28 protein-coding genes are annotated in these 26334 nt (G+C 64.2%); 13 read left to right on the forward strand and 15 right to left on the reverse strand.

The window, feature by feature from the left end:
- Window positions 1-80 precede the first annotated feature (80 nt).
- On the reverse strand, window positions 81-1691 hold the full coding sequence (gene guaA, locus Q4S45_RS09900) for a glutamine-hydrolyzing GMP synthase (RefSeq protein WP_305511438.1): 1611 nt from the start codon (window positions 1689-1691) through the stop codon (window positions 81-83).
- A 78-nt stretch (window positions 1692-1769) separates the two neighbouring features.
- Window positions 1770-3230 (reverse strand): IMP dehydrogenase, encoded by a 1461-nt coding sequence (gene guaB / locus Q4S45_RS09905; protein WP_305511440.1) that lies wholly within the window; start codon window positions 3228-3230, stop codon window positions 1770-1772.
- Window positions 3231-3413: 183 nt separating this feature from the next.
- Here guaB and Q4S45_RS09910 point away from each other — a divergent pair, with 183 nt between their 5' ends.
- The 9 genes from Q4S45_RS09910 (at window position 3414) to Q4S45_RS09950 (ending at window position 10520) form a co-directional block, all read left to right on the forward strand.
- The gene (locus Q4S45_RS09910; RefSeq protein ID WP_305511442.1) at window positions 3414-3917 is read left to right on the forward strand and encodes a DUF4124 domain-containing protein; all 504 of its coding nucleotides are present in this window, start codon (window positions 3414-3416) and stop codon (window positions 3915-3917) included.
- A 196-nt stretch (window positions 3918-4113) separates the two neighbouring features.
- A complete protein-coding gene (locus Q4S45_RS09915) occupies window positions 4114-5085 on the forward strand; it encodes a hypothetical protein (protein WP_305511444.1) in 972 nt (323 codons plus the stop codon).
- Window positions 5086-5097: 12 nt separating this feature from the next.
- Complete coding sequence (locus Q4S45_RS09920) at window positions 5098-5517, forward strand: CsgE family curli-type amyloid fiber assembly protein (protein ID WP_305511446.1); 420 nt, start codon at window positions 5098-5100, stop codon at window positions 5515-5517.
- A 22-nt stretch (window positions 5518-5539) separates the two neighbouring features.
- Complete coding sequence (locus tag Q4S45_RS09925) at window positions 5540-5965, forward strand: curli assembly protein CsgF (RefSeq protein ID WP_305511448.1); 426 nt, start codon at window positions 5540-5542, stop codon at window positions 5963-5965.
- On the forward strand, window positions 5962-6822 hold the full coding sequence (locus Q4S45_RS09930) for a CsgG/HfaB family protein (protein WP_305511450.1): 861 nt from the start codon (window positions 5962-5964) through the stop codon (window positions 6820-6822). The genes Q4S45_RS09925 and Q4S45_RS09930 overlap by 4 nt, the downstream gene beginning before the upstream one ends.
- The gene (locus tag Q4S45_RS09935) at window positions 6819-7244 is read left to right on the forward strand and encodes a hypothetical protein (RefSeq protein ID WP_305511452.1); all 426 of its coding nucleotides are present in this window, start codon (window positions 6819-6821) and stop codon (window positions 7242-7244) included. The genes Q4S45_RS09930 and Q4S45_RS09935 overlap by 4 nt, the downstream gene beginning before the upstream one ends.
- A gap of 13 nt (window positions 7245-7257) precedes the next feature.
- Window positions 7258-8232, forward strand: coding sequence for a hypothetical protein (locus Q4S45_RS09940; protein ID WP_305511454.1), 975 nt, complete (start codon window positions 7258-7260; stop codon window positions 8230-8232).
- A 132-nt stretch (window positions 8233-8364) separates the two neighbouring features.
- On the forward strand, window positions 8365-9330 hold the full coding sequence (locus Q4S45_RS09945; protein WP_305511456.1) for a hypothetical protein: 966 nt from the start codon (window positions 8365-8367) through the stop codon (window positions 9328-9330).
- A gap of 236 nt (window positions 9331-9566) precedes the next feature.
- Complete coding sequence (locus Q4S45_RS09950) at window positions 9567-10520, forward strand: hypothetical protein (RefSeq protein WP_305511458.1); 954 nt, start codon at window positions 9567-9569, stop codon at window positions 10518-10520.
- A 17-nt stretch (window positions 10521-10537) separates the two neighbouring features.
- Here the strand turns inward: Q4S45_RS09950 and Q4S45_RS09955 are convergent, their stop codons facing one another.
- Entirely contained in the window at window positions 10538-10831 is a 294-nt protein-coding gene (locus Q4S45_RS09955) for an RnfH family protein (protein ID WP_305511460.1), read from the reverse strand.
- A complete protein-coding gene (locus Q4S45_RS09960) occupies window positions 10824-11255 on the reverse strand; it encodes a type II toxin-antitoxin system RatA family toxin (protein WP_305511462.1) in 432 nt (143 codons plus the stop codon). Before Q4S45_RS09960 ends, Q4S45_RS09955 begins: the two co-directional genes overlap by 8 nt.
- Before the next feature lie 64 nt (window positions 11256-11319).
- Here Q4S45_RS09960 and smpB point away from each other — a divergent pair, with 64 nt between their 5' ends.
- Complete coding sequence (gene smpB, locus Q4S45_RS09965) at window positions 11320-11769, forward strand: SsrA-binding protein SmpB (protein WP_305511463.1); 450 nt, start codon at window positions 11320-11322, stop codon at window positions 11767-11769.
- A gap of 59 nt (window positions 11770-11828) precedes the next feature.
- On the opposite strand, the gene Q4S45_RS09970 is transcribed toward smpB, so the two are convergent.
- The 7 genes from Q4S45_RS09970 to ppsA all read right to left on the reverse strand — a co-directional run bounded on the left by Q4S45_RS09970 (window position 11829) and on the right by ppsA (window position 19880).
- Entirely contained in the window at window positions 11829-13007 is a 1179-nt protein-coding gene (locus tag Q4S45_RS09970; protein ID WP_305511465.1) for a multidrug effflux MFS transporter, read from the reverse strand.
- Between the two features lie 233 nt (window positions 13008-13240).
- The gene (lepB, locus tag Q4S45_RS09975; protein ID WP_305511466.1) at window positions 13241-13912 is read right to left on the reverse strand and encodes a signal peptidase I; all 672 of its coding nucleotides are present in this window, start codon (window positions 13910-13912) and stop codon (window positions 13241-13243) included.
- A 337-nt stretch (window positions 13913-14249) separates the two neighbouring features.
- Window positions 14250-15053: an AraC family transcriptional regulator gene (locus tag Q4S45_RS09980; RefSeq protein WP_305511468.1), complete on the reverse strand. Its 804-nt coding sequence runs from the start codon at window positions 15051-15053 to the stop codon at window positions 14250-14252.
- Between the two features lie 44 nt (window positions 15054-15097).
- A complete protein-coding gene (locus Q4S45_RS09985) occupies window positions 15098-15904 on the reverse strand; it encodes an SDR family oxidoreductase (RefSeq protein ID WP_305512082.1) in 807 nt (268 codons plus the stop codon).
- Window positions 15905-15906: 2 nt separating this feature from the next.
- Complete coding sequence (locus Q4S45_RS09990) at window positions 15907-16827, reverse strand: SPFH domain-containing protein (protein WP_305511470.1); 921 nt, start codon at window positions 16825-16827, stop codon at window positions 15907-15909.
- Window positions 16828-16853: 26 nt separating this feature from the next.
- Window positions 16854-17276: an NfeD family protein gene (locus Q4S45_RS09995; RefSeq protein WP_305511472.1), complete on the reverse strand. Its 423-nt coding sequence runs from the start codon at window positions 17274-17276 to the stop codon at window positions 16854-16856.
- A gap of 243 nt (window positions 17277-17519) precedes the next feature.
- Window positions 17520-19880, reverse strand: coding sequence for a phosphoenolpyruvate synthase (gene ppsA / locus Q4S45_RS10000; protein ID WP_305512083.1), 2361 nt, complete (start codon window positions 19878-19880; stop codon window positions 17520-17522).
- Between the two features lie 244 nt (window positions 19881-20124).
- Here ppsA and Q4S45_RS10005 point away from each other — a divergent pair, with 244 nt between their 5' ends.
- Window positions 20125-20973 (forward strand): pyruvate, water dikinase regulatory protein, encoded by an 849-nt coding sequence (locus Q4S45_RS10005; protein WP_305511474.1) that lies wholly within the window; start codon window positions 20125-20127, stop codon window positions 20971-20973.
- 114 nt (window positions 20974-21087) lie between these two features.
- Here Q4S45_RS10005 and Q4S45_RS10010 read toward each other — a convergent pair whose 3' ends face one another.
- Window positions 21088-22038, reverse strand: a complete 951-nt coding sequence (locus Q4S45_RS10010; RefSeq protein ID WP_305511476.1) for a GGDEF domain-containing protein — start codon at window positions 22036-22038, stop codon at window positions 21088-21090.
- Between the two features lie 144 nt (window positions 22039-22182).
- Between Q4S45_RS10010 and Q4S45_RS10015 the strand changes: the two genes are divergently transcribed.
- Window positions 22183-22557 (forward strand): hypothetical protein, encoded by a 375-nt coding sequence (locus Q4S45_RS10015; RefSeq protein WP_305511478.1) that lies wholly within the window; start codon window positions 22183-22185, stop codon window positions 22555-22557.
- A gap of 30 nt (window positions 22558-22587) precedes the next feature.
- Window positions 22588-23364, forward strand: a complete 777-nt coding sequence (locus tag Q4S45_RS10020) for a serine protease (RefSeq protein ID WP_305511479.1) — start codon at window positions 22588-22590, stop codon at window positions 23362-23364.
- Between the two features lie 112 nt (window positions 23365-23476).
- Here the strand turns inward: Q4S45_RS10020 and Q4S45_RS10025 are convergent, their stop codons facing one another.
- The 3 genes from Q4S45_RS10025 to Q4S45_RS10035 are packed head-to-tail and all read right to left on the reverse strand — an operon-like array spanning window position 23477 to window position 26271.
- Complete coding sequence (locus Q4S45_RS10025; protein ID WP_374046090.1) at window positions 23477-24361, reverse strand: methylglyoxal synthase; 885 nt, start codon at window positions 24359-24361, stop codon at window positions 23477-23479.
- A gap of 59 nt (window positions 24362-24420) precedes the next feature.
- Window positions 24421-25002 (reverse strand): DJ-1/PfpI family protein, encoded by a 582-nt coding sequence (locus Q4S45_RS10030; protein WP_305511483.1) that lies wholly within the window; start codon window positions 25000-25002, stop codon window positions 24421-24423.
- Between the two features lie 24 nt (window positions 25003-25026).
- The gene (locus tag Q4S45_RS10035) at window positions 25027-26271 is read right to left on the reverse strand and encodes an ROK family transcriptional regulator (RefSeq protein WP_305511485.1); all 1245 of its coding nucleotides are present in this window, start codon (window positions 26269-26271) and stop codon (window positions 25027-25029) included.
- Window positions 26272-26334 lie beyond the last annotated feature (63 nt).

A 26334-nucleotide genomic window follows, 5' to 3' on the forward strand; every position in this document is an offset into this window, starting at 1 on the left:
GGCTCAAAATTCAAAATATAAAGCCCTGTGAGAACAGGGCTCTATAACTCATCAATTACGATAAGATTCCTGTGGGAACATCATTCCCACTCAATCGTCGCCGGCGGTTTCCCCGAGATGTCGTACACCACGCGATTAATCCCGCGCACTTCGTTGATGATGCGGTTCGACACCTTGCCCAGCAAGCTGTGCGGCAGATGCGCCCACTGCGCCGTCATGAAGTCCAGCGTCTGCACCGCGCGCAGCGCCACCACCCACTCGTACGTACGGCCGTCGCCCATCACGCCCACCGACTTCACCGGCAGGAACACCGCGAACGCCTGGCTGGTCGCCTCATACCAGTTGCGGGGCAGCTCGCCCGAATCGATGCCTTCGATTGGCGTGGCTTCGAACACGGTATTGCGCAGCTCTTCGATAAAGATTGCATCGGCGCGGCGCAGCAGGTCCGCATACTCCTTCTTCACTTCGCCCAGGATGCGCACGCCCAGTCCCGGACCGGGGAACGGATGGCGGTACACCATGTCGTGTGGCAGGCCCAGCGCCACGCCCAGCTTGCGCACTTCGTCCTTGAACAGTTCGCGCAGCGGCTCGAGCAGCTTGAGGTTCAGCGTCTCAGGCAGGCCGCCCACATTGTGGTGGCTCTTGATGGTCTGGCCCTTCTTGCCCTTGCCCGCGCTTTCGATCACGTCCGGATAAATGGTGCCCTGCGCCAGCCACTTGGCGTTGGACAGCTTGCCCGCCTCCACCTGGAACACTTCGACGAACTCGCGGCCGATGATCTTGCGCTTGGCTTCCGGATCGGTCACACCGGCCAGGTGGCCCAGGAACTGGTCTTCGGCATCGATGCGCAGCACCTTGACGCCCAGGTTCTTGGCGAACATGTCCATCACCATCTTGCCTTCGTCCAGGCGCAGCAGGCCATGGTCGACGAAGACGCAGGTCAGCTGGTCGCCGATGGCGCGGTGGATCAGCGCCGCAGCCACGCTCGAATCGACGCCGCCCGACAGACCAAGGATCACTTCATCGGTGCCGACCTGCGCGCGGATCTTCTCGACCGCCTCGGAAATATAATCGGGCATGTTCCAGTCCGACTTGCAGCCGCAGATCTCATGCACGAAGCGGCCCAGCATCGCCTTGCCTTGCACGGTGTGCGTCACTTCCGGGTGGAACTGCACGCCGTAGAAGCGGCGCTCCTCGTCGGCCATCGCGGCGATCGGGCAGCTCGGCGTGTTGCCCATCAGCTTGAAGCCTGGCGGCATGTCCACCACCTTGTCGCCGTGGCTCATCCACACCTTCAGCATGCCGTGGCCCTCGTCCGTGACGAAGTCGTTGATGCCGTTCAGCAGCGCCGTATGGCCGCGCGCGCGCACCTCGGCGTAACCGAACTCACGCACCAGGCCGTTCTCCACCGTGCCGCCAAGTTGGGCCGCCATCGTCTGCATGCCGTAGCAAATGCCCAGCACCGGCACGCCCAGTTCGAACACGGCCTGCGGCGCGCGCGCCGACTCGCCTTCCAGCGTGGAGCTGTGGCTGCCCGACAGGATCACGCCGGCGGCGCCGTAGTTGCGCACGAATTCGTCGCTGACGTCGTACGGGAACACTTCGGAAAACACGCCCGAGTCGCGCACGCGGCGCGCGATCAGCTGGGTGACTTGGGAACCGAAATCGAGGATGAGGATCTTTGAATGCATGTGTGGCGCTGTCTCTTGGTAACGAATGGGAGGCTGGAAATGCAAACGCGGCGAACTGGGTCGCCGCGTTTCTGGGTCTTACTCGGAACGGTAGTTCGGAGCTTCCTTGGTGATCTGCACGTCGTGCACGTGCGATTCCTTCATGCCGGCCGAGGTGATCTCGACGAATTCGGCCTTCTCGCGCAGCTCTTCGATGGAAGCGCAGCCGCAGTAGCCCATCGACTGGCGCACGCCGCCGACCAGCTGATAGATGATCGCCAGCACGCTGCCCTTGTAGGCCACGCGCCCTTCGATCCCCTCCGGCACGAACTTGTCGGCCTTGGCCGACGCGTCCTGGAAGTAGCGGTCGGCCGAGCCGTCGGCCATCGCGCCCAGGCTGCCCATGCCGCGGTAGGACTTGTAGCTGCGGCCCTGGTACAGGATCACTTCGCCCGGCGCCTCTTCGGTGCCGGCGAACATCGAGCCCATCATGACGGTCGATGCGCCCGCCGCCAGCGCCTTGGAAATATCGCCCGAGAAGCGGATGCCGCCGTCTGCGATGCACGGCACGCCGGTGCCCTTGAGCGCGTCGGAGACGTTCGAAATCGCGGTGATCTGCGGCACGCCCACGCCGGCAACGATACGGGTGGTGCAGATCGAGCCTGGGCCGATGCCGACCTTGACCGCGTCGGCGCCGTATTCGACCAGCGCCAGCGCGGCGGCCGCGGTGGCGATGTTGCCGCCGATGACATCGACGTGCGGATACTTGGTCTTGATCCATTTCACGCGGTCGAGGATGCCTTGCGAGTGGCCGTGGGCGGTGTCAACCACCAGCACATCCACGCCGGCCGCGACCAGCAGGTCGATGCGCTCTTCGTCGCGCTGGCTGACGCCCACTGCCGCACCGACAATCAGCTTGCCAAGCGCGTCTTTGGAAGCGAACGGGTGCTCATGCGACTTCTGGATGTCCTTCACGGTGATCAGGCCGCGCAGCTCGAACGCGTCGTTGACCACCAGCACGCGCTCGAGGCGGTGCTTGTTCATCAGGCGCTTCGCCTCGACGGGGTCGGTGTCCTCTTTCACATAGACCAGCTTTTCGCGCGGCGTCATCTTGGCGCGCGCCTCCGCATCGAGCTCTTCTTCGAAACGCAGGTCGCGGTTGGTGATGATGCCGACCACGGTCTTGCCCTCGACCACCGGGAAGCCGCTGATGCCGTATTGTTCGGTGAGCTTGATCACGTCGCGGATCTTCATGTCCGGCGGGATGGTGATCGGGTCGCGCAGCACGCCGGCTTCGAAACGCTTGACGCGTGCGACTTCGCGGGCCTGGTCTTTTGCGCTCAGGTTCTTGTGGATGATGCCGATGCCGCCCTCTTGCGCCATTGCGATCGCCAGCCGCGCTTCGGTGACGGTATCCATCGCGGCCGACAGCAGCGGGATGTTCAGCGAAATATTGCGGGTCAGGCGAGTCTTGAGGGAGGTGTCGGCAGGCAGAACGTTCGAGTAAGCCGGGACGAGCAGCACATCATCGAACGTGAGTGCTTTTTGAAGAAGACGCATAGTGTTTTCCTATAGGCGCAAAAGCGAATTATACAGAAGAACGCGCCCGCCGTCCCGAGGCGCCGGATTTTTTGCAGGCGGGTTCAGCGGTTTGACTGCCTGCGCTGGCCGCCTGCGTATTACGATTGACAGCCGCGCCAAATCGTGGCGTAGTGACGTACGGCAACTGAACTGGAATCTGCAATGAACCATCCCTCCCTTGTGCGCATGCTCACCGCCGGCGCCCTGCTCGCCTTCGCCACCCTGGCGCAGGCACAGTATGTCTGGATTAACGAAAAAGGCGTGCGCGAATACTCCGACCGCGCGCCGCCGCCGTCGATCCCGCTCAAGAACATCCTCAAAGCGCCGCACGGCCAGCTGACCGCCGCCGACGCGCCGGCCGAGCCGCCCGCCGCGAACGCCGTCGCGGCCAAACCGGCGCCGGCCCCGACCCTGGCCGACCGCAACGCCGATTACAACAAGCGCCTCAAGGACCAGGCCGACCAGGCGAAAAAGGCGTCGGACGAGGCCAGGCTGAAGGCGGAACAAGCCGACAATTGCAGCCGCGCCCAGGCGGTCAAGCGCTCGGTCGATTCCGGTGAGCGCATCACCGCACTCGACAAGAACGGCGAGCGCCGCTTCATGGACGACGCGGAACGCGCCCGCGAAGGCGCCAGGGCCGACAAGATCCTGGCCGGCTGCCGCTAGATCCGGCGTCCCCTTCATCATTTCCTCAAAAAAACAAGTCCGGATCGCAAGATTTGCATTGATCCGGCTTGATCCGGCGCGCTCCGGCGCCTGATAACCGTCAAACTCAGCAGCGAACCCCTCGATAGACTCAATTCATGCATTCCGTTTGCCGTTTTCAAATGGCTAACCATTGTGTTTAATCGAGGAGTTCAACGTGCATCAAAGACTCTCAGCAACCGCGATTGCGGCGATCCTCACCTGCGCCGGCGCCACGGCGTGGGCCGGGCCCACTGTCACGACCACGCAAACCGGTACGGGTAACAGCGCCTACGCGGAACAGAATACCGTCAACGACGCGACCACCGCCACCATCACGCAAGTGGGCAACAACAATGTTGCCGGCGACCCCGTCGGTCGTTTGCCTGGCATCCTGCAGCAGAACATCTTTTCGCTGAGCGGCCACTCCGCCAAGATCGAACAGTACGGCAACGAGAATCACGCCGCCATCTCCCAGACGAGCGGCGACGTCGAATACCTTGGCGCCATCAAGCAGGAGGGCGACCGGAACATCGCCAGCTTGATCGAGGACCAGTACTTCAATTCGGAAACCTCGATCGGGCAAAAGGGAAACGATAACCTCGCGGAGCTGATGCACCACGACACCGGCGGCGCCAGCGGCCTGATCTCCCAGGAAGGCGACCGCAACGTCGTCCATGTCACGAACGACTCGCTGAACGATTCATCAACCCTCACCTGGCAAACGGGGTACGATAACCGCATCGACGCGGTCCACACGACTTCCGGCCACTCCGCCGTTCGCATCGCGCAGACCGGCAGCTTGAATACGGCTTACACCAGCCAGACCGGCGGCAGCTTCATTTCCGGCTACACCATCCAAAACGGCGTGGGCAACTTCGCTTCCCTGATCCAGGCCGACGCGAGGGAAGGCAGTGGCGCCATTACGCAATCGGGCGATGGCAACGTGGCGATGCTGGGCCAGACCCTCGGCTACAACCAGGCCGACATCACGCAGACGGGCAACCTGAATACCGCGACGATCCTGCAGAGCGGCAGCGTCGGGTTCGCGCCCTTGAATACGGCGTACATCACGCAATCGGGCAATGGATTCACCGCCAGCATCGCCCAGTCCGGCAGCGACAACCATGCCGGCATCTATCAGCATTAAATGAGGACCTCCATGTCCGCCGCCGTGCGATGGCTGAGCGTGCCTGCGCTGTGGCTCGCTTGTGCCATCGTGCCGGCCACGGCCCAGGTTCCGGGCGATCCGGTATCCGACGCCACCGGCATCGTGACGAGCCAGGCCATCACCGTGGCCGGCCGCGAATTCAGCGACTACTTCATCGCCGCCTGGCGCGACAAGCAGGACAGCGACCGCTACACGCTGGCGATCCATGAGCGCCCGTCGGCGCGCTCCGGCAGCCAGGTCTGGATCGAGTTCGGCCACCGGCGCGTATTCCAGATGCAGTTGCCGGCGGCGCGCGCCGCACTCAAGGGCCGGGCCGAACAAGCGGCCGAGTCCACCTGGCAGGCGGTGCTGGAGGCCGATGGCCAGAGCCGCCTCATCAACGACGCCGACCTGGCGCGCGACGAAATCTGACAATCAAGCGAAGGAGCAAACCATGCCCACCCGTCCCGCCTGGCGCCTTGCCGCCGGCCTCGCCCTGCTCACCGGCAGCGCCTGCGCCGCCGAATTGGTGTACCTCCCGGTCAACCCGAACTTCGGCGGTTACCCGGCCAACGGGCCCGGCCTGCTGGCCTCGGCCGCCGCGACCAACAAGCACAAGGAAGACCCCTTGGGCGGATCGTCGCCGTTCAACCAGTCGCCGCTGGCGCAGTTCAACCAGACGCTCGAGCGCACCGTGCTCAGCCAGCTGGCCTCGGCCGCCACTTCCAAGCTGATGGGCCAGGACGGCAAGCTGGTGCCGGGCACCTTCACCACCGCGAATTTCATCATCACGGTGACGGACCTGGGCGGCGGCGTGCTGCGCGTGACCACCACCGAAAAATCGACCGGCGTGACGACCTCGTTCGAGGTGGGCCAATGACGCCGCGCCGCGCCCTCGCCGCAACGGTCCTGATGCTGGCCAGCGGCTGCGCGGTCCAGCATGCGCCCTCGGACGCGCGCAGCGACGCCGCGCCCGCGCCGGCCACGGGAGTCACACGCGACCTGCTGAGCCTGCCGCCGCCGAGCGGCAAGGTCACCGTCGCGGTGTACGGTATCCGCGACCAGACCGGCCAGTACAAGCCGGCGCCGGACAGCTCGTTCTCCACCGCGGTCACGCAGGGCGCCTCGTCGCTGCTGGTCAAGGCCCTGAAGCAGTCGGGCTGGTTCCTGCCGGTCGAGCGCGAGAACCTTCAGGACCTGCTCACCGAGCGCAAGATCGTGCGCGCGCTCGAGATGCCGCAGCCGGCCGGCACGCCCGCCGTGCAGATACCGCCGTTGATCGCCGCCTCGGTGCTGATCGAAGGCGGCATCATCGCCTACGAAAGCAATGTGCGCACGGGCGGCGCCGGCGCCCGCTTCCTCGGCATCGGCCTGACCACCCAGTACCGGGTTGACCAGGTCACCGTGAACCTGCGCAGCGTCGACATCCGCGGCGGCCAGATCCTGCAGAGCGTCTCGACCACCAAGACCATCTACTCCTACGAAATCCATCCGAGCATCTTCAAGTTCGTCAATGTGAAGGACCTGCTGGAACTCGAAGGCGGCATGACGCGCAACGAGCCCACCCAGCTGTGCGTCAACGAGGCGATCGAATCGGGCGTCGCCCACCTGATCGTACAAGGCATCCGCGACGGCAACTGGGCGCTGAAGGACCCGGCCAGCTGGTCGCACCCGGTGTTGCAGCGTTACGCCGCCGAGGGCGACACGCGCTACACGGTTCAGAAGGCGGCGCTATGAAAAAGCTGATCGCAGCGCTCGCAGTACTGGCGTGCGGCGCCGGCTACGCTGCCGACCTCGCGCCGCCCGAACTGACAATCGGCAAGGCCGCGCCCACCCAGGGCGCCCTGCTGCTTCAGCGTGGAGCCGGCAACGTCTTCGCCGCCGAGCAGGCCGGCCGCCGCAACGCCCTGGCCGGCGCCCAGGACGGGCTGCAGAACCGCGCTTCGGTGGAACAGTTCGGCAGCGACAACCGTGCCTCCGTTCAGCAGGAGGGGCAGGACAACGAAGCCGCCATCCGCCAGCACGGCATCGGCAACCGCGCCGAAATCGACCAGATCGGCAACCTGAACACGGCCCGCATCGATCAGTTCGGCCAGCAAGGCACGGCACGCATCACGCAGTACGGCAGCGGCAAGACCGCCACGCTCATCCAACACTAACAGGAGACAACAGATGAAAACCACACTCTCGGCAATTGCACTTGGCGCGCTACTGGCCTGCAACCTCGCCAGCGCGCAAGTGACGATCACCCAGCAAGGCAGCGGCAACGGCGCCTACACGGAACAGGATGGACTGACAGCGCCATTCCTCACACCCAAGGCAACGACGATACAGATCGGCAATAACAACCATGCCGGCGATCCGCTCACCCACACCCCGGGGATTTTTCAGCGCCAGCGCTTCGAGGCGGCCAACGCCAGGATCTACCAGGAGGGTGACGCGAACAACGCCAACATCGTGCAGGACGGCGTCGCCTTTACGGTCAACGCGACGATCGAGCAGCGCGGCGCAGGCAACACGGCCAGTATCACGCAGACGGTCCAGACCTGGAGCGATGGGTCGATCTACCAGAACGGCAGCAACAATCTGGCCAGGCTGGAACAGAGTGTGGGCGACTCCGGCTTCAGTGCCATCCAGACCGGTTCGGACAACAAGATGTCGGTGCGGCAGATGGAGTCAACGTTCAACTACCCGTCGGTCACGCAGACCGGTGACGGCAATTCCGTCACGCTCGACGTGGCGCGCTTGCTCGGCAGCAGTTCCCAGATCGAACAGGTCGGCAACAACAATACCGTCGACAGCTTCGTGCGCGATGGCGACAGCACCGAGAACTCGATTCATCAGAATGGCAACGGCAACACTGCGCTGAACCACCAGATCGGTGGGCTAGCCTTCGGCAACACGACGATTCTCGACCGCTCGGCGATCCACCAGATCGGCGACAACAACTTCGCCAGCGTGTTGCAGGATGGCGCGAACGATGCCTTGATCAAGCAGTTCGGCAACGATAATTTCGGCACGGTGGTGCAAACCTACGTCGGCCCGGGCGACCCGAATACGGCCTTCATCCGGCAATGCGGGAATGGCTTTAGCGCCAACATCGTGCAAAGCGGCGCGGCCAACAGCGCCGGCATCTACCAGCATTAAGCGGGGTCAGCCGGCGGGCAGGCCTGATGCGGCACCCGCCGGCGCCGCGAGACCTTGGCGCCACCTCGAACTGGCGCTCATGCCCGATGCGGCAACGGCAAGCGGCGATCCCACACTCACCGGGGACATAGGATGAAAACCACACTCACGGCAATTGCACTTTCCGCCCTACTCGCCTGCAACGTCGCCACTGCGCAAGTGTCGATCACCCAGCAAGGCAGCGGTAACGGCGCTTATACGGAACAGCAAGGAACACGGTATCCGGGCAGCCTGACCGCCGCCACGACCATACAGATCGGCAATAACAACCATGCCGGCGATCCGGTCAGCCACACTCCGGGGATTCTTCAGCGTGAGCGCTTCGAGGCGGCCAACGCCAGGATTTTCCAGCAGGGCGACCAAAACACCGCCAACATCGTGCAGGACGGCGCCGCCTTTACGGTCAACGCGATCATCGAGCAGCGCGGCGCCGGCAACACGGCCAGTCTCATGCAGACGATCCAGACCTGGAGCGATGGGACGATCTACCAGGAAGGCACCAACAACCTGGCCAGGATCGAACAGCGGTTCGTGGCCGACTCGCGCTTCGGCGCGGTCCAGAATGGTTCTGACAACAAGCTGTCGGTTTTGCAGGACGACGCAACCCACAACGGTCCGTCGGTCACGCAAACCGGTTCCGGCAACTCGGCCACGGTCGAGCTCGAGCACGTGCTTGGCAGCGCCGCGCTGATCGAACAGCTAGGCAGCATGAACATCGCCGACAGTGTTGTGCGCACTGGCGAGGGTAACAGCAACGCAATTTATCAGGATGGGACCGGCAACGTCGCCATGATCCAGCAGATCGGCAGCAGGGTCTTCGGCGCCGCGATGGCGGAGATCCGCCAAACCGGAGCGAATAACTTCGCCAGCCTGTTGCAGGATGGCCCCAATGGCGCGTCGATCGGGCAGCTCGGCAACGATAATTTCGGCACGGTGGTGCAAACCTACGTCGGTCCGGGCGACCCGAATACGGCCTTCATCAGGCAGTACGGGAATGGCTTTAGCGCCAACATTGTGCAAGGCGGCGCGGGCAACAGTGCCGGCGTGTACCAGCACTAGGCGCCGTCAGCCGGCGGCGTCTTTCTTGTGCGACGCGCGCCGGCGCCGCCAATCCTCGGGGCCGGCCACCAGCGGCCGATCCAGCACGATGCCGTCGCACTCGCGCAGCACCGTGTCGAACGGCGTTTCTTGTCTTAAATGCCGACAGGCCTCGCCGCCCGTCGATTTCCACCATTCAGTTTCCGGGGCCGCTGAATCGCCCTACCCCGCCCCTGCTCATCTCTAGGAGTTCTCCCATGAAAGCTGCACTCTCGGCAACAGGACTCGCCGCGATCCTCGCGACCGCCTTCAACGTCGCGGCGGCCGGCCCAACGGCCACGACCTCGCAAACAGGAACCGGCAACACCGCGTATGCCGAACAGACCCTGATCGACCCGACCTTCCCCACCAGCGCGACGATCATCCAGGCCGGCAACAACAATCATGCGGGCGATCCGCTGGCGCAAACCCCGGGCATCCTCCAGCGCAACGTCCGCCACTCGCTCAATACCGCCGAGATTAACCAGTCTGGCAACGAAAACACCGCCAGCATCGTGCAGGACGGGATGCACTTTCAAATTAATCATGGGGAAATCAAACAGATCGGCAACAACAATAGTGCCGCCGTCGTTCAGACCGATGTCCTCACGACCTATGGCTTGTTGCGCCAGGAAGGCGTCAACAACCTCGCCGCTTTCGAACAAACGGGCGTGGGCGATATTGGCATCCTGGGAAGCCAGAACGGTTCGGACAACTTCATGAGCGTGCGGCAATACAATCATGCGGGGCCCGGCCACGCGTCTGTCGCGCAATCCGGTTCGCTGAACGCGGTCACCCTCGACCAGAATCGGACGATGGGCTCGGTCGAAATCAACCAGGCTGGCGAGTTGAACACCGTCACCAGCAGCCTGGTGGGGGACGCCCGCATTACGATCCAGCAGGCCGGAACCGGCAATACCGCGACGACCTTCCAGTCCGGCGTCTTTACCCAGTCCAGCGAGATCGTACAAACCGGTGACAACAACCTGGCGACGCTGTCGCAGACGCTCACCGGGAATTTCTCGCTGATTACGCAGACCGGCAACAGCAACCAGGCCTCCCTCACGCAGGCGGGGTGGAACACGGCCTCCATCAATCAGGTTGGGAATAATTTTGTCGCCAGCCTGACCCAGGCCGGCCAAGGCAACAACGCCGGGATCTATCAGCACTAAGAGGCTGCAAGCGTCGATCAGCCGGCGGCGTCTTTCTTGTGCGACGCCCTCCGACGCCGCGAATCCTTGGGGTCGGCCACCAGCGGCCGGTACAGCTCGATGCGGTCGCGCTCGCGCAGCACCGTGTCGAGCGGCTTCTTCTTGCCGTAGATGCCGACCGGGGTCGTCGCCAGGTCGATGCCAAGCTCGACCAATACGCCGCTGGCGGCAAGCGCCGCTTCGATGGTGGTGCCGGGCGCGACGTCGAATTCGCGCAGCAGTTCCATTTCCGGCGTGGCGTAACAGAGCGATACGTGCAGCATGTCAGCCATAGACGGTCTCGGCGCGCTTGCAGAAGGAATCGACCATGCTGTTGGCGATCATGCCGAACACCGGCCCGATCAGCTGCTCGAGGATGATGCTGGAAAACTCGTATTTCAGGTCGAACTCGACCTTGCAGGCGTCTGCGCGCAGCGCCTTGAAGCTCCACACGCCGTCCATCACCTTGAACGGGCCGTCGACCAGCTTCATCGTCATCTGGGTCGGCCGGGTGTTGGTGTTGGAGGTGGTGAAGCTCTGCTTGACGCCGTGGAAATTGATGCCGACGCTCGCTACCAGCTTGTTCTCGCTCTTTTCGAGCACCTTCACGCCGCCGCACCAGGGCAGGAATTTCGGATAATCTTCGACGTTGGCGACCAGGTCGAACATCTGCTCGGCGCTATAACTGAGAAATACTGTCTTGTGCACTACTGCCATGAGTCTGCCATTTGCTATGATGTTGGGGTATTTGCATCAGTAGTTTAACCGACCAAACGAATTCATGAGTATTGTTGACAACAGAAAAGCCTTCCACGACTATTTCATCGAAGACCGCTACGAGGCGGGAATCGTGCTCGAGGGATGGGAAGTGAAGGCGATCCGGGAATCGCGGGTCCAGATCAAGGAAGCGTACGTGGTCGTGCGCGGCGACGAGCTGTTCCTGTTCGGCGCCCACATCAGCGCGCTGGCGACCGCGTCCTCGTTCACCCATCCGGACGCCGTGCGCACCCGCAAGCTGCTGCTGCACCGCGCCGAGGTCGACAAGCTGATCGGCAAGGTCGAGCGCGCCGGCTTCACGCTGGTGCCGCTGAACCTGCACTACAAGGGCGGGCGCGTGAAATGCGAGATCGGCCTCGCCAAAGGCAAGAAGCAGCACGACAAGCGTGCCACCGAAAAGGAACGCGATGGCAAGCGCGAAGTGGCCGCAGCCATGAAAACCCACGCCCGCTGATGCGCATCGGGGTCTGGTCCTGCGGAACGACGGGGACGCCGAGTCCCCATCTTGTTTGCTTAAGCCGCGAACCGTTTCGACGCGCTGATCCGCCAGCACACGAACGCCAGCACCAACCCCGCCAGCATCCCGCACGCCAGCTTGAGCGCGCTGCCGAATAACAGCGGCGCCACCAGTCCCGACACCAGCGCGAACGCGATCATCTGGATAAACGACAGCATCGACGACGACAGCCCCCGGTTGTCGGGAAACAGCTCGAACGCGCTCATCTGGATCGCCGGCATCGCCACCGCGAGGCCGAAGGTGAAGACCATCAGCGGCAGCACCGCCCACGGCACCTCGGCCACGAACAGCAGGTTGTACACCACGCCGATGCCCGCGCCGGCCAGCATGATGGTAAAACCGATCCACTTCATGCGCACCGGCGGGATCTTAGCCGCGTACTTGCCGCTCCATGCCGAGCCGATCACCATGCCGCTGATCAGCGGGATGAACATCCAGCCGAACGCCGTCTCCGGCAGGTGCAGGATCTCCATCACAAAGTTGGCGGCCGACCCGATGTACAACGACAGTCCGCCGAAGGCCAGGCCGACCGTCAGCGACAGCAGCACGAAGCGCGGGTTGCTCAGCACCTTGACGTAGTTTGCGGCGATCGCCACCGGATGGAAGGCGTGGCGCTGCTCCTTCGGCAGGCTCTCGGGCAGCGCGCGCCAGGCCAGCACGAACATCAGCGCGCCGAAGCCGGTGAGGAAGTAGAAGGTCGAACGCCAGCCGAAGTGCACGTGCAGCCAGCCGCCCAGGATAGGCGCGAGCGCCGGCGCCAGGCCGAACACCATCATGATATGCGCCATCATCTTCTGCGCCTGCGCGCCGGAGAAGCGGTCCTGCACGATGGCCGCGCCGATCACCGAGCCGGCGCCCGCCGACAGGCCCTGCAGCGCGCGGCACACCAGCAGCCAGCCGAAGCTGGGCGCGAACGCGGCGCCGAGCGAGGCAAGCGTGTAGCAGACCAGCGCGATCATGATCACCGGGCGGCGCCCGAAGGAATCGGACAGCGTCCCGTAGAACAGCATCATGAAGGCGAAACAGAACAGGAAGATACTTAGGGTCTGCTGGACCGCGACCGGGCCGACGTTGAATTCGCGGCCGATGGCGGGAATCGACGGCAGGTAGGTGTCGATCGCGAGCGCGCCCACCATGCCGATAAAAGCCAGAATTACGGTCAACATTCGCTGCATGTGATGCGCCTTTACAAAGATATGGCGCCGCACGTGCGAACAACCGAGGGGCAGGATTCTACCGCCAATCGGGATTTGCCGTCTGAATGCGAAAATTGGCGCGGCTGGCAGAATCGGGGTCTGGTCCCGCGGACCTGACCCCTTTTTCATTCCGCCACCAACTCAACATGGGGTCAGGTCCGCAGGACCAGACCCCGCCGGTGCACTTACCTGAGGCGGCTCGTCTTCAGGGTTCATCGGGCCAGCGACATCCCGAAGCGCTCGGTGCGCGGCATCCAGTTGCCGTTCATGTCGGCCGACACCAGCACGCGCACCGCGCGGCCAATCAGCAAGCCGCGCGGCACCAGGCCGATGACGCGCGAGTCGGCGCTGTTGTCGCGGTTATCGCCCAGCATCAGGAACTGATCCGGCGGAATCGTCACCGGCGCAAAATTGCGCAGCGCGGCGATCTGCGGCAGCACCTGGATGCGGCGCTGGCCGGCGCCTGTCGTCTCGGTCATCTCCAGCGCATCGATGGTGGCGCCGTTCGCCAGCCGCTCGGTGGCCGGCTTCTCCAGCGAATAGTTGGCGGGCTGGCCGTTGATGACCAGGCGCTCGTCGCGCATTTCGACCACATCGCCCGGCAGCGCGATGACGCGCTTTATCAGCCGCGTGCCGTCCTTCGGCGACGAGAACGTGACGATGTCGCCGCGCTGCGGGTCGCCCAGCTTCGTCACCACGATATCGGTCAGCGGCACCTTCAGGTCGAACGCGAGGCGGTTGACGAACACCACATCGCCTTCGAGCAGGTTGGGATGCATCGAGCCGGAGGGAATCGGGTTCCAGTCGGCGACTGCGGTGCGGAAGATCCCGAACAGGACCAGGAACATCAGGAAACCCTTGTTGGCACGCACCCAGCTTTTCATTTTTTTGACTCCGGAGAGGATTGGTATGACTAGATCGTATTGCATGATACTTTAATAATGCTTAAACCAGTGTCAATACCGGGGTCAGGTCCATCGGGACCTGACCCTTTTCGGATTAGCCCTTGGCGCAAGCGCACTGCGATCCGCAGCGGCAATGCGGGCCGCAAGCGCAGGCCTTTTGCTGATCGGGCTTTTGGCAACCGCAGCGGCAGCCGGCGCCGGCGCATGCGACGCATTTGCAGGTGTGTGGGGAAGCGGTGTTCATGACAATCTCCTTGAAGGGTTAAGTGAGATGCCAGTGTAAAAGCGCGCCATGGCTGCCGCTTGAACGAAACGGCTATTCGCGCCGGACGCTCACCGGCGCAATCCCGAACATGCGTTTGAAGGTCCGTGAGAAATGGGCGGAGTCGGCAAAACCGCCCGCATGGGCAGCGTCGGTCAGGCTGTTCCCGGCCGCGGAGCAGGCGACGGCGAGTTCGAGGCGCAGCCAGAGTACGTAGGGGCGGAACCGGATCCCGGTCTCCTGAAGGAACAGGTGGCGAAAACGTTCGGGGGAAAGGAACACCGCTTCGGCGATTTCCGCCATGGTGATCGCGTCGCCGGGGCGCTCGCGCAGTATCGCTATCGCGCGCTCGATGCGCCGATCGAGCGGCCTGGCGGGCGATGGATGCACCGAACCCAGTGCTGAAATCACCGCGCGCGCGCAGGCGATCAGTTCCGCGTCGGAGGCGCCGTCATTGAATGCGGCCGCAAGCGCTGCCGATTCCGGTGCAAATGCATCGGCGGGCAGCGAGGCGATACCTTCACTGTAGAGCTGCCCAATTGCCTGTCCTTCAGTCGACTCTGGCTCGACCAGTATGAGGGCGACCAGTTCATCGCGGGCCTCGAAAGCATGGGGCTGATGCGCGCCGACGATGGCGGCCTTGTATGCCGTCCAATCGTCTCCGGGGCGTCGGAACCGCACTTCTCCACCGGACAGCGCAAGCGCGAGCTGGATCGCGTGGTGGGCATGAAAATCCGTTGGCTCGCCCGCGGTGCCGATCCAGATCATGCCCCCGCGCCAAAGCACGGCCCGGCCGGTGCCGAACGGCTTGATCGCTCCTCGTTGTCCGCTGTTAGCCATCGCTGCCACTTCACTCACGCTCAGTATAGGCTCCCGTCGGCGCGTGAGCGAGCGGCCGCCATTCAGTGCGGCCGCACGTCGTCCTTTACCGCGGCGAGTGCTAGTTTATCGACCAGGCCTGGCGCCACCAGCTTGAGGAAGCGTCCAGCCTTGCCCTGCAGCGTCATCACCACGTCGCGCTTGCGCGCATTCATGCCATCGACGATCAGCCGCGCGCATTCCTCCACCGTCATCGCACCATCTTCTTTCAGACCGCTGCTGCCGGCCTGCTGACCCGCGGCGTTGAAGCCGCGATGCCGGATCTTTGTCGCCACCACGCCGGGGTAGGCCGTCGTCACGCTGACGCCGGCGCCATTGAGCTCGATCCGCAACGCTTCGAAAAATCCCGTCATCGCGAACTTGGTCGCCGCATACGCCGTCCGGCCCGGCACGCCCACGAGGCCGGCCAGCGACGACACCGCGACGATGCTGCCGCGCGACGCCTTCAGGTGCGGCAGCGCCGCGTGCGTGCACCACACGCTGCCCCACAGGTTGATGCGCATGAGTTCCTCGTACCAGCCCAGGTCCGCCACATCCTCGAACAGCGCCTGCGCCGAGCGCCCGGCGTTGTTGACCAGCACATCGATGCGTCCGAACTTCGCCACCGCCGCATCGATCAGCGCGACGCACTGGGCTTGCACGCCAACGTCGGTGGGACACACCAAGGTCTGCGCGCCCAGCGCGTCGCAGGCGCCGGCCACCGATTCGAGCGCCTCGCGGCTGCGCGCGGCCAGCACCAGCGCCACGCCGCCGCCCTGCTTCGCCGCGATCCGGCGCGCCATCTCGGCGCCGATACCGTCCGAGGCGCCGGTGATCACCACCACCCGCACGGTCACTTCTGCGCTTTCACGATCTGCATCGCGCTGGCGATCATGCCGCTCATCTCGCCCAGGTTGGTCGGCACGATGATGGAGTTGTTGGTCTTGGCGAGATTGGAAAACGCATCGACGTACTTTTCCGCGACGCGCAGGTTCACCGCATCGTGCCCGCCCGGCTCGTTGATGGCGCCGCCGATCTGGCGCAGCGCGGTGGCGCTGGCGTCGGCCAGCGCGACGATCGCCGCCGCCTGGCCTTGCGCCCGGTTGATCTGCGCCTGCTTGTCGCCCTCCGAACGCGCAATCGCCGCGGCCCGTTCGCCGTCGGCGATGTTGATCTGCTCCTGCTTGCGGCCCTCCGACGCGGCGATCAGCGCGCGCTTTTCGCGCTCGGCGGTGATCTGCGCCTGCATCGCGTGCAGGATCTCCTTCGGCGGCGTCAGGTCCTTGATCTCGTAACGCAGCACCTTCACGCCCCAGTTCGCGGCCGACTCGTCGATCGCGTTGACGATGGTCGTGTTGATGTGGTCGCGCTCCTCGAAGGTCTTGTCCAGCTCCATCTTGCCGATCACCGAACGCAGCGTGGTCTGCGCCAGCTGGGTGATCGCGGCGATGTAGTTCGACGAGCCGTACGAGGCGCGCATCGCATCGGTGATCTGGAAGTACAGGATGCCGTCGACCTGCAGCTGGGTGTTGTCGCGCGTGATGCAGACCTGCGGCGGCACGTCGAGCGGGATCTCCTTCAGGATGTGCTTGTAGGCGACGCGGTCGACGAACGGAATCACGATGTTCAGGCCAGGCGCCAGCGTCGCGTGGTATTTGCCGAGCCGCTCGACCACCCAGGCGTGCTGCTGCGGCACCACGTTGATCGTCTTGAACACGAACACCAGCGCAATGACGAACAGGACCAGCGCGACGGTTCCGAAATTAAATTCCATTTTTTGCCTTTATTTGAAAGAATCTTTCAAGCGCCGGTGACGATCAACCGGCTGCCCTGGATTTCCACGATCTTGAAAACGCCCGCTTCGGCGATCGCGCCCTGCCCCAGCTCCACGTCCCACAAGGCGCCGCGGTACATCACGCGCGCCTTCCCGCCGTGCCACTCGGGCACGTCGATGCGCTGGCCGATGTCGATGTTCACATTCGGATCGCGCGCCGCATTGCCGCGTGATGGCTTGCCGAAGCGGCTGCGGTGCAGCAGGCCGGTGGCCAGCACGCCAACCGCCGCCGCCGCGATGAACTGCATCGGCGCGGCCTGCCCCGTGTATGCGGCGAGCGCACCGAACGCCATGCCGATGGCAATCATCAGCAAATAGAACGTCCCGGTGAACAGCTCCATCACCACCAGCACGCCGGCTGCTACCAGCCAGTTGATCCAGTCCGCCATTTGATTTCCTTCCCGTGCAAAGGCGGGGTCAGGTCCGGCGGACCTGACCCCAAAGTCAAAAAACAAAACCCCCGTGGCCCGGATCGGGCTACGAGGGTTTGCGTGTTGATGCGTTGAGTTTTGATGGCTATTTTGCTAAACATTCCAATATTGTCAGTCTAGCGCGTTCGCGCACAGAGTCAACAACTGAATTGTATAGCCAGGCAAGAGGGGGCAGGTCCGCAGGACCAGACCCCGTCGTGCTTACTTGCCGATGGCCGCCAGCTTCTGCCAGGTGTCGATCACCGAGTCGGGATTGAGCGACATCGACTCGATCCCTTCGGCCATCAGCCAGGCCGCGAAGTCCGGATGGTCCGACGGCCCCTGGCCGCAGATGCCGACGTACTTGCCCTGCTTGCGGCAGGCCTGGATCGCGCGCGACAGCATCGCCTTGACCGCCGGATCGCGCTCGTCGAAATCGGCTGCCAGCAGCGCGATGCCCGAATCGCGGTCCAGGCCCAGGGTGAGCTGGGTCAGGTCGTTCGAACCGATCGAGAAACCGTCGAAGTATTCGAGGAACTCGTCGGCCAGGATCGCGTTCGACGGCACTTCGCACATCATCACGATGCGCAGGCCGTTCTCGCCGCGCTTGAGGCCATTGGCCGCCAGCAGGTCGATCACCTTCTTCGCCTGGCCCAGCGTGCGCACGAACGGCACCATCAACTCGACGTTGGTCAGGCCCATCTCTTCACGCACGCGCTTCATCGCCGCGCATTCCATTTCGAAGGCGCCGGCAAAGTCGGCCGCCAGGTAGCGCGCCGCGCCGCGGAAGCCCAGCATCGGGTTCTCTTCGTCCGGCTCGTAGCGCGAACCGCCGATCAGCTTCTTGTACTCGTTCGACTTGAAGTCGGACAGGCGCACGATGACCGGCTTCGGCCAGAACGCGGCGCCGATGGTGGCGACGCCTTCGGCCAGCTTGTCGACGTAGAATGCGCGCGGCGACGCATGGCCGCGCGCGACCGATTCGACCGCCTTCTTCAGGTCCGCATCGATGTTCGGATACTCGAGGATGGCCTTCGGGTGCACGCCGATGTTGTTGTTGATGATGAACTCGAGGCGGGCCAGGCCGACACCCTTGTTCGGGATCGACTGGAAGTCGAACGCCAGCTGCGGATTACCGATGTTCATGGTGATCTTGACCGGAATCTCCGGCAGTTCGCCGCGCGCCACTTCCGACACTTCGGTTTCGATCAGGCCGTCGTAGATCTTGCCCTCGTCGCCTTCGGCGCAGGACACGGTGACGATGGTGCCGTCCTTGAGCATCTCGGTCGCGTCGCCGCAGCCGACGACCGCCGGCACGCCCAATTCGCGCGCGATGATCGCCGCATGGCAGGTGCGCCCGCCGCGGTTGGTGACGATCGCCGATGCGCGCTTCATCACCGGCTCCCAGTTCGGGTCGGTCATGTCGGCCACCAGCACGTCGCCCGGCTGCACGCGCTCCATCTCGGACGGATCGCTGATGACGCGCACGGGACCGGCGCCGATCTTCTGGCCGATCGCGCGGCCCGAGGCCAGCACGGTGCCGCTGCCCTTCAGCTTGAAGCGCTGCTGCGCGTCGGTCGACTTCTGCTGCGATTTCACGGTTTCGGGACGCGCCTGCAGGATGTACAGCTTGCCGTCGCGGCCGTCCTTGCCCCACTCGATGTCCATCGGACGCTGGTAGTGGTCTTCGATGATGACGGCGTACTTGGCCAGTTCCACCACTTCGGCGTCGGTCAGCGAATAGCGGTTGCGCTGCTCGATCGGCACGTCCACGGTCTTGACCGAGCGGCCGGCTTTCGCCTCGCTGGTGAATTCCATCTTGATCAGCTTCGAGCCGATGTTGCGGCGGATGACCGGCGACTTGCCCAGCTTGAGCATCGGCTTGTGGACGTAGAACTCGTCCGGATTGACGGCGCCCTGCACCACCGTCTCGCCCAGGCCGTAGCTCGAGGTGACGAACACCACGTCTTCGAAGCCCGACTCGGTATCGATGGTAAACATCACGCCGGCCGCGCCGAGGTCGGAACGCACCATGCGCTGCACGCCGGCCGACAGCGCCACTTCGGCGTGGGTGAAGCCCTTGTGCACGCGGTAGGAGATCGCGCGGTCGTTGTAGAGCGACGCGAACACGTGCTTCATCGCTTCGAGCACGTTGTCGATGCCGACCACGTTCAGGAAAGTCTCCTGCTGGCCCGCGAACGACGCGTCGGGCAGGTCTTCGGCGGTTGCCGACGAACGCACGGCGAACGACATCTCGGTGCTCGAACCGGCCACCAGGCGATCGTAGAACTCTTCGATTTCTTGCTGCAGGCGCGGCTGGAACGGGGTGTCGATGATCCACTGGCGGATCTCGGCGCCGGCGGCGGCGAGCGAGCGCACGTCGTCGATGTTCAGGCCTTCGAGGCGGGTGGCGATGCGGTCACCGAGCGACGGGCCGCCGTCGATGCCGTGGTTGAGGAAGTCGCGGAATGCGTCGGCCGTGGTGGCAAAGCCGCCCGGCACGCGCACGCCGGCTTCGGCGAGCTGGCTAATCATCTCCCCGAGGGAAGCGTTCTTGCCGCCGACCGATTCGACATCGGTCATGCGCAAGTTCTCGAACGAGGCGACGTACACCGCCTGGCCGGGATCCTTCATTGCTGCGTTGGTCATGATAAAACACCCTTACTGATGATAGAAATCTTCGCGTGAGGCTGGCTGACCGGGTTTTCTTGTTATTTTGGGCCGGGTGCAGCACAATCAAATCCGTTGCCGAGCATTCTACATGGGCCGGCGAGCAATTTACAGATCACAATCTTGATTCTATTACCGTATTGACACTCAATCATCCATGACCACTGAAACGCGCCCTACCATGCCGCCGTCGCCCAACACGGTGTTTTTCGTCTCCGACGGCACCGGCATCACCGCCGAAACCTTCGGCCACGCGGTGCTGAGCCAGTTCGAGATGCGTTTTCGCCAGGTGCGCATGCCGTTCATCGACACCGCCGACAAGGCGCGCGACGCGGTACGCAAGATCAACGAGACGTTCGCGCTCGACCAGCAGCGCCCGATCGTGTTTTCCACGCTGGTCAAGCCCGACCTGTCGACCATCATCCGCACCGCCAACGGCATGCACATGGACCTGATCCAGACCTTCGTGGCGCCGCTCGAGCAGGAACTGGGCGTGATGTCGACCCACACCATCGGGCGCTCGCACAACATCGTCGACAGCCAGGAGTACAAGGCGCGCATCGAGGCGATCAACTTCTCGCTGGCGCACGACGACGGCCAGTCGCACAAGAACCTGTCGTCGGCCGACGTGATCCTGGTGGGCGTGTCGCGCTCCGGCAAGACGCCGACCAGCCTGTACCTGGCGATGCAGTACGGGATCAAGGCGGCCAACTACCCCTTGATCCCGGACGATTTCGAGCGCGGCAAGCTGCCGTCGTCGCTGCCGCCGTTCCGCCACAAGATTTTCGGATTGAGCATCACGCCGGAGCGGCTGTCGGAAATCCGGCACGAGCGGCGCGCCGGCAGTAAATACGCGTCGATTGAGAATTGCCGCTACGAGGTCAACGAGGCCGAGCTGATGATGAAGCGCGAAGGCATTCGCTGGCTGTCATCGACCACCAAGTCGATCGAAGAGATCGCGACCACGATCCTGCAGGAGATCAAGCCGGACCGGCGCGAGTACTAGCCGGCGTATCGTTGGTTTTCCCTTGTCGTACCTGCGGAGGCAGGTACCCATGCTGAGCGTGCCGGAGAGTTAAAGCACGCGTGGAATGGGTACCTGCCTCCGCAGGTACGACGGTCAAGTGGCGTCGCCGTCGACCACGACCCGGTCGCGGCCGGCGCGCTTGGCCGCATACAGTCCCTTGTCGGCCGCTTCGATCAGGCCCGCCGCCGTATTCAGGCGCTCCTTGTCGTAGCTCGCCACGCCGATACTGAGCGTCACGTGCGCGCGCGCGGCCGCCGGCGAGTGCGGAAGGCCCAGCGCAGCCACATGGGCGCGGATCGACTCGGCGTGAACCCGCGCCTGCTCCGCCGTCGTATCGGGCAGGATCGCGGCAAATTCCTCCCCGCCGTAGCGCGCGGCGACGTCGGCCGGGCGCTTGAGCATCGCCGCCAGCGCCTGCGCCACCGCCGTCAGGCAGCCGTCACCCTGCTGGTGCCCGAAGTGGTCGTTGTAGGCCTTGAACGAATCGATATCCATCATCAGCAGCGACAGCGCGCCGCCAAGGCGCTGGGCGCGGCGCAGCTCGCGGTCGAGCGCGACGTCGAAGTAGCGCCGGTTCGCGATACCGGTCAGGCCGTCGACGTACGAGCGCGCGCGCAGCGCCTCGGCATGGTCGAGCAGCTGGCGCTCGCGGTCGAGCGTGCCGCTGATGTCGCGGATCTCGATCATCCAGAAATGCGCCTTGCCATCGTCGAAGGGCGACACCGTCACCGCCTGGTCGATCCGGGCGCCATCGAAACTGCCCGCCTCGCGCAGCGGGAATGGCGCCCGGCTCTGCGACTGCGGAATCCGCGTGGCCTGCCTGCCGCTCAGCGCGGACTCGACCCGCGAACCGCGCAGTTCCGGGAACACGTCGAACAGCGACTCGCCGGCCACACGGGCGGCAGCGCGCGCCGAACGCGAAACCATCCAGCTGTTCCACAGAACGATTCGGTGGTCGGCGTCGACAATGATGAGGCCGCAATCGACGAGATTGAGCGCGTGCGAGGAAAGATCAGTGGCGGGTTCGGCTTTGGCAAGAATCACGATATGGGTTCAGGATCTGAAATGCCGTGGATGATACCGCACTCGGTTGACAGATAGCTATTACGAGAAAAGCATTGAAATTGCTGCAATACACACTACGCTGAAATCTCGGCGAAATATTGTTTACTCAATAGAGGAGCTCTTATGTCGAAGATCGTTATGCAGGCCATCGTTTTTGCTTCCGGGGTCGCCATGGCGCACGGCGCTGTGTTCGCCGCCGGCCAGGACAAGGACAAAGACAAGGATAAGGACACCACCACCATCAAACGGGGCACCGACTCGGCCAAGTCGCTGAAGGAACCGTCCTACCAGACCCGCGAGGAACGGATGAAAGCGCAGCCCCTCGATTGGAACAAGACCATCGGCAAGCCCACCCGAAAGGCGCAGACGGCGGCCGAACGCAAGGCGCAGGAAAGCGCCAAGTCCGAATCGGCCGAGGGCGGCGCGGCCGATCCGAAAGCGGAGGCCGAGGCACGCAAGCTTTATCCGGAGGAATGGAAGAAGCACGACCAAAAATAACCAACAATACGCATTCCAGGGAGGTCTGAAATGGTCACGCACGCACTTCGTCGTCAATCGCCCTTTCGTTTAGTCGTAGCTCTCCTGTGTACCGGCGTTTCCGGGCTATGCTTCGCCACCGCGAACATCTTCACGCAGTACCAGGAAACTGGCAATTCCAACACCCCACCCTCGATCGGCAAGCTGTTCTCGAATGCCGGCACCTGCTCCGCATCGGTCATCAGCGGGAAAAACATCATCGTCACGGCGGCCCACTGCTGCTGGGACCGTTCGACGAAGAACTGGATCGGCGGCTGGTCGTTCGCGCCGGCCTACAACAGCGGCAGCGCGCCGTATGGCGTTTTCCAATGGGCGCAGGCGCGGGTGCTCAATAGCTGGATCAATAACGGCGACGTCGGCTCCGACGTGTGCCTGATCGCCCTGCAGGACGACAAGGCGGGCCACGGGGTGAGCTATTACACCGGCTGGCTCGGCCGCTCGTGGAACTATGGCAGCATGCTCAGCCAGCATGCGCTCGGCTATCCGGGCAATATCGGCGGCGCCAACACCTTGCAGCTGTGCGCGTCGGAGAGCTTCAGCCCGAACGCCAGCTGCGGCGGCAACTCGGTGCTGAACACGGGATGCTCGATGACCTACGGTTCGAGCGGCGGGCCGTGGATCCGCGACTACCGCACCGGCAACCATGTGGACTCGGTCGTGCATGGCTACGACAGCACCTCGTGCACGGGCGCCTTCGGCCAGACCTTCAACGGGGCGCGGTTCACCACCGGGAACATCCTGACTCTGTGTAACGCGCAGGGGTGCTGAGATTGCCGCACCGGGGTCTGGTCCTGCGGACCTGACCCCATTTTGATTTTGCCAAACACCTCTAACATGGGGTCAGGTCCGCAGGACCAGACCCCGGCAACGCACGCCGCACTTAACTGCGAAGCCCACTGCGCCGAGCCATCAAACTTAGCCAGCGCTCGACGCCGCCTTCGTCGCTGCTGCACGACGCATAATCGGTCACAGTGCGCGCTGCGCGCTCGAGGAGCTGGATGTCGGCTTCGTGCTGGCGCGCGACGTGCGGGTCTTCCAGGAACAGCACGCGCCGGCACTGCCTCTCCAGGATCAGCTCCGCGATCTGCGCATCGCCGCCCAGCGGGCCGCTGCGGAACGGCCGCACCCAGTTACGCCCTGCTTCGCCCTTGATCCGCATCGCCAGCTCGTTCAGCAGGCCGCCGGTGGTGCCGGTTGCGCAGCGCATGCCGAACTGGTCGAGCAGCGCGAAATGGCGCTCGGCCAGTTCCAGCATTTTCGACTTCATGGCGTCGTGGGCGATCAGCGCGATGCCCTCGCGCGGCAAGTCGAAGCAGGCGTCCAGCGACGGATCGGGCGCCGCGCCGGCTGCCACGGCTTCGAGCTCGAACCACTCTCGCGCGCCGGCCAGCGTGGACAGGAAGGGCTTGCCGTGAATGACGCACTGGCGTTTCAGCGCCAGCGCTTCAGGGAAATTGGAGGATGGATCGACCGGATCGATCAGGTAGATCACGGCGTCCAGGAGGCGCTCCGGATCGGGATCGACCACGCGCGAGACCAGTTTCATCAGGCCGCCTTCGCGCCCGTATGGGAAGCGCTCGATCGATGGGTAGTCGGCGAGCAATCCGTGGCTGTGGATCGCGTCGAGGGTGCGGCCGACGACGGTGAAATGCGACTGCAGCGTGTCGATGGCGCTGCGGCCTTCGCGCAGCAGCCGGACCAGCGCGGAGTCGGGGCGGTCCTGGTGGGCGCGGTTGGCGGCAAGGCCGATCCGGAGTCGGGACATGTGATTCCTCATGAAAATGGGGTCAGGTCCGCAGGACCAGACCCCCGATGCGGCTATTTTTAAAGGGAGACGGTGGTACCCAGCAGCTTGAGGAACTGCGCCAGCCACGCTGGATGCGCCGGCCACGCAGGCGCCGTGACGAAATTGCCGTCGGTGACCGCATCCGTCACTTCGATCTCGGCATACTCGCCGCCCGCCATGCGCACTTCGGGCGAGCACGCCGGATACGCGGAGATCTTCTTGCCGCGGATGACGTCGGCCGCCGCCAACAGCTGCGCGCCGTGGCACACCGCGGCGATCGGCTTGCCGGCCGACGCGAACGCCTTCACCAGGTCGATCACCTTCGGATTGAGCCGCAGGTATTCGGGCGCGCGGCCGCCGGCGATCATCAGCGCGTCGTACTGGCCCGCATCGGCTTCATCGAACGATGCGTTCAGCGCAAACAGGTGCCCCGGCTTTTCGGTGTAGGTCTGGTCGCCCTCGAAGTCGTGAATCGCGGTCTTGATCTTGTCGCCGGCCTTCTTGCCGGGACAGACCGCATGCACCGTGTGCCCTACCATCTGCAGTGCCTGGAACGGCACCATCGTTTCGTAGTCCTCGGCGAAATCGCCCGTCAAAAACAGGATTTTTTTGGCTGCCATGAGATGCTCCGTTCGAAAAATGCTTCAGTTGGACTTCAGGAATAGTTCGCGGTCCGGCGCAAAGTGTTCGTACAGCGGCAGGAAGGCGCCGCCGATCGCCCTCGCGTCCGATCCGATCGTGCCCTCGTACACCTGCGGCCGGGTGATGCCTTCCCAGCTGTAGGCGCCCAGCATGCCCTCAACCTCGGCCAGCAGCCTGCCGAGCAGGCTGCGGTCGCACGAGCCGTCCACGATCACGCCTTCCAGGTCGAGGAAGCAGGTGGCGCTGGTCATTGCCAGCGCGATCGCACGCGCGGCGTCGTCCAGCCAGGCCTGGGTGTGCGTCAAGAACGGCGCCTGCAGCACCCGGTCGTCGTAGGCCGCCGCCGGATCCAGGCCGGCGGTGCCGAACAGCTGTTCGAGGTTGAACAGCGACGCGTCGCTGAGCAACTGCGGCGGCGCCGCGCGCCCGCCCGCGAGCCCCAGCGGCACCGAGCCGATCGCACCGGCGTTGCCGTGCGTGCCGCCGTACAGGTGGCTGTCGATCACCAGCGCGCCGCCGATGAAGGTGTCGATGAACACGTACAGGTAGCTCTTGATGCTGCGCCCTCGCCCCGCCACCAGTTCGGCCACGCAGGCGGCGGCCGTGTCCTTGGCGAATTCCACCGGCAGGCCGGTCAGCGCCTGCACGCGCTGGCGGATGTCGATCTCGTTCCACGGGTTGGCCTGGCCGGGCGCCACGCCCAGCAAGTCCTGCCAGCCGCCCAGCGCCAGCGGCGCCGCGATGCCGACCCCGCGCAGGCGCGTCAGGCGCTCCGGCCCGAGCAGCACGTCGATGCGGCGCAGCTGCTGTTCGATTGCGGCGAACACCGTGTCGGGATCGGGAAACGGGTAAGCCAGCGAAAACCGTTCGCGCGTCTTGCCGACAAAATCGAGCAGCAGCACGTCCATGCTGCGGCGGCCGATCTTGATGCCGACCGAGAACGCGCCGTCCGGATTGAGCACGATCGGCACCGACGGCTGCCCAACCTTGCCGCGCACCGGTTCGAGTTTCAGCACCAGGCCCTCCTCGAGCAGGCGGTTGATGATCAGGGACACCGTCTGCGTGCTCAGGTTGGTCAGGCGCGCCAGGTCGGCCTTGGGCATGCTGCCGTGCAGCCGCACGGCCTGCAACACTACGCGTTCGTTGAACTGGCTCATGCCGACCTGGTTCGAGCCGCGCGGGCGCAACAGCTTGGCGTCGTCCTCGTCGCCCGAGTCGGTCAGTGGTTCGAAATCTGCTTCTAGCATGGTCTGGTGCGGGTCCGATGATGTGCTGGCTGGAGAACGCATTCTAGTTCACCTGGCAGAAGT

The sequence above is a fragment of the Massilia sp. R2A-15 genome (genome assembly GCF_030704305.1).
In the GTDB taxonomy this organism is placed as follows: Bacteria; Pseudomonadota; Gammaproteobacteria; order Burkholderiales; family Burkholderiaceae_D; genus JAFCUW01.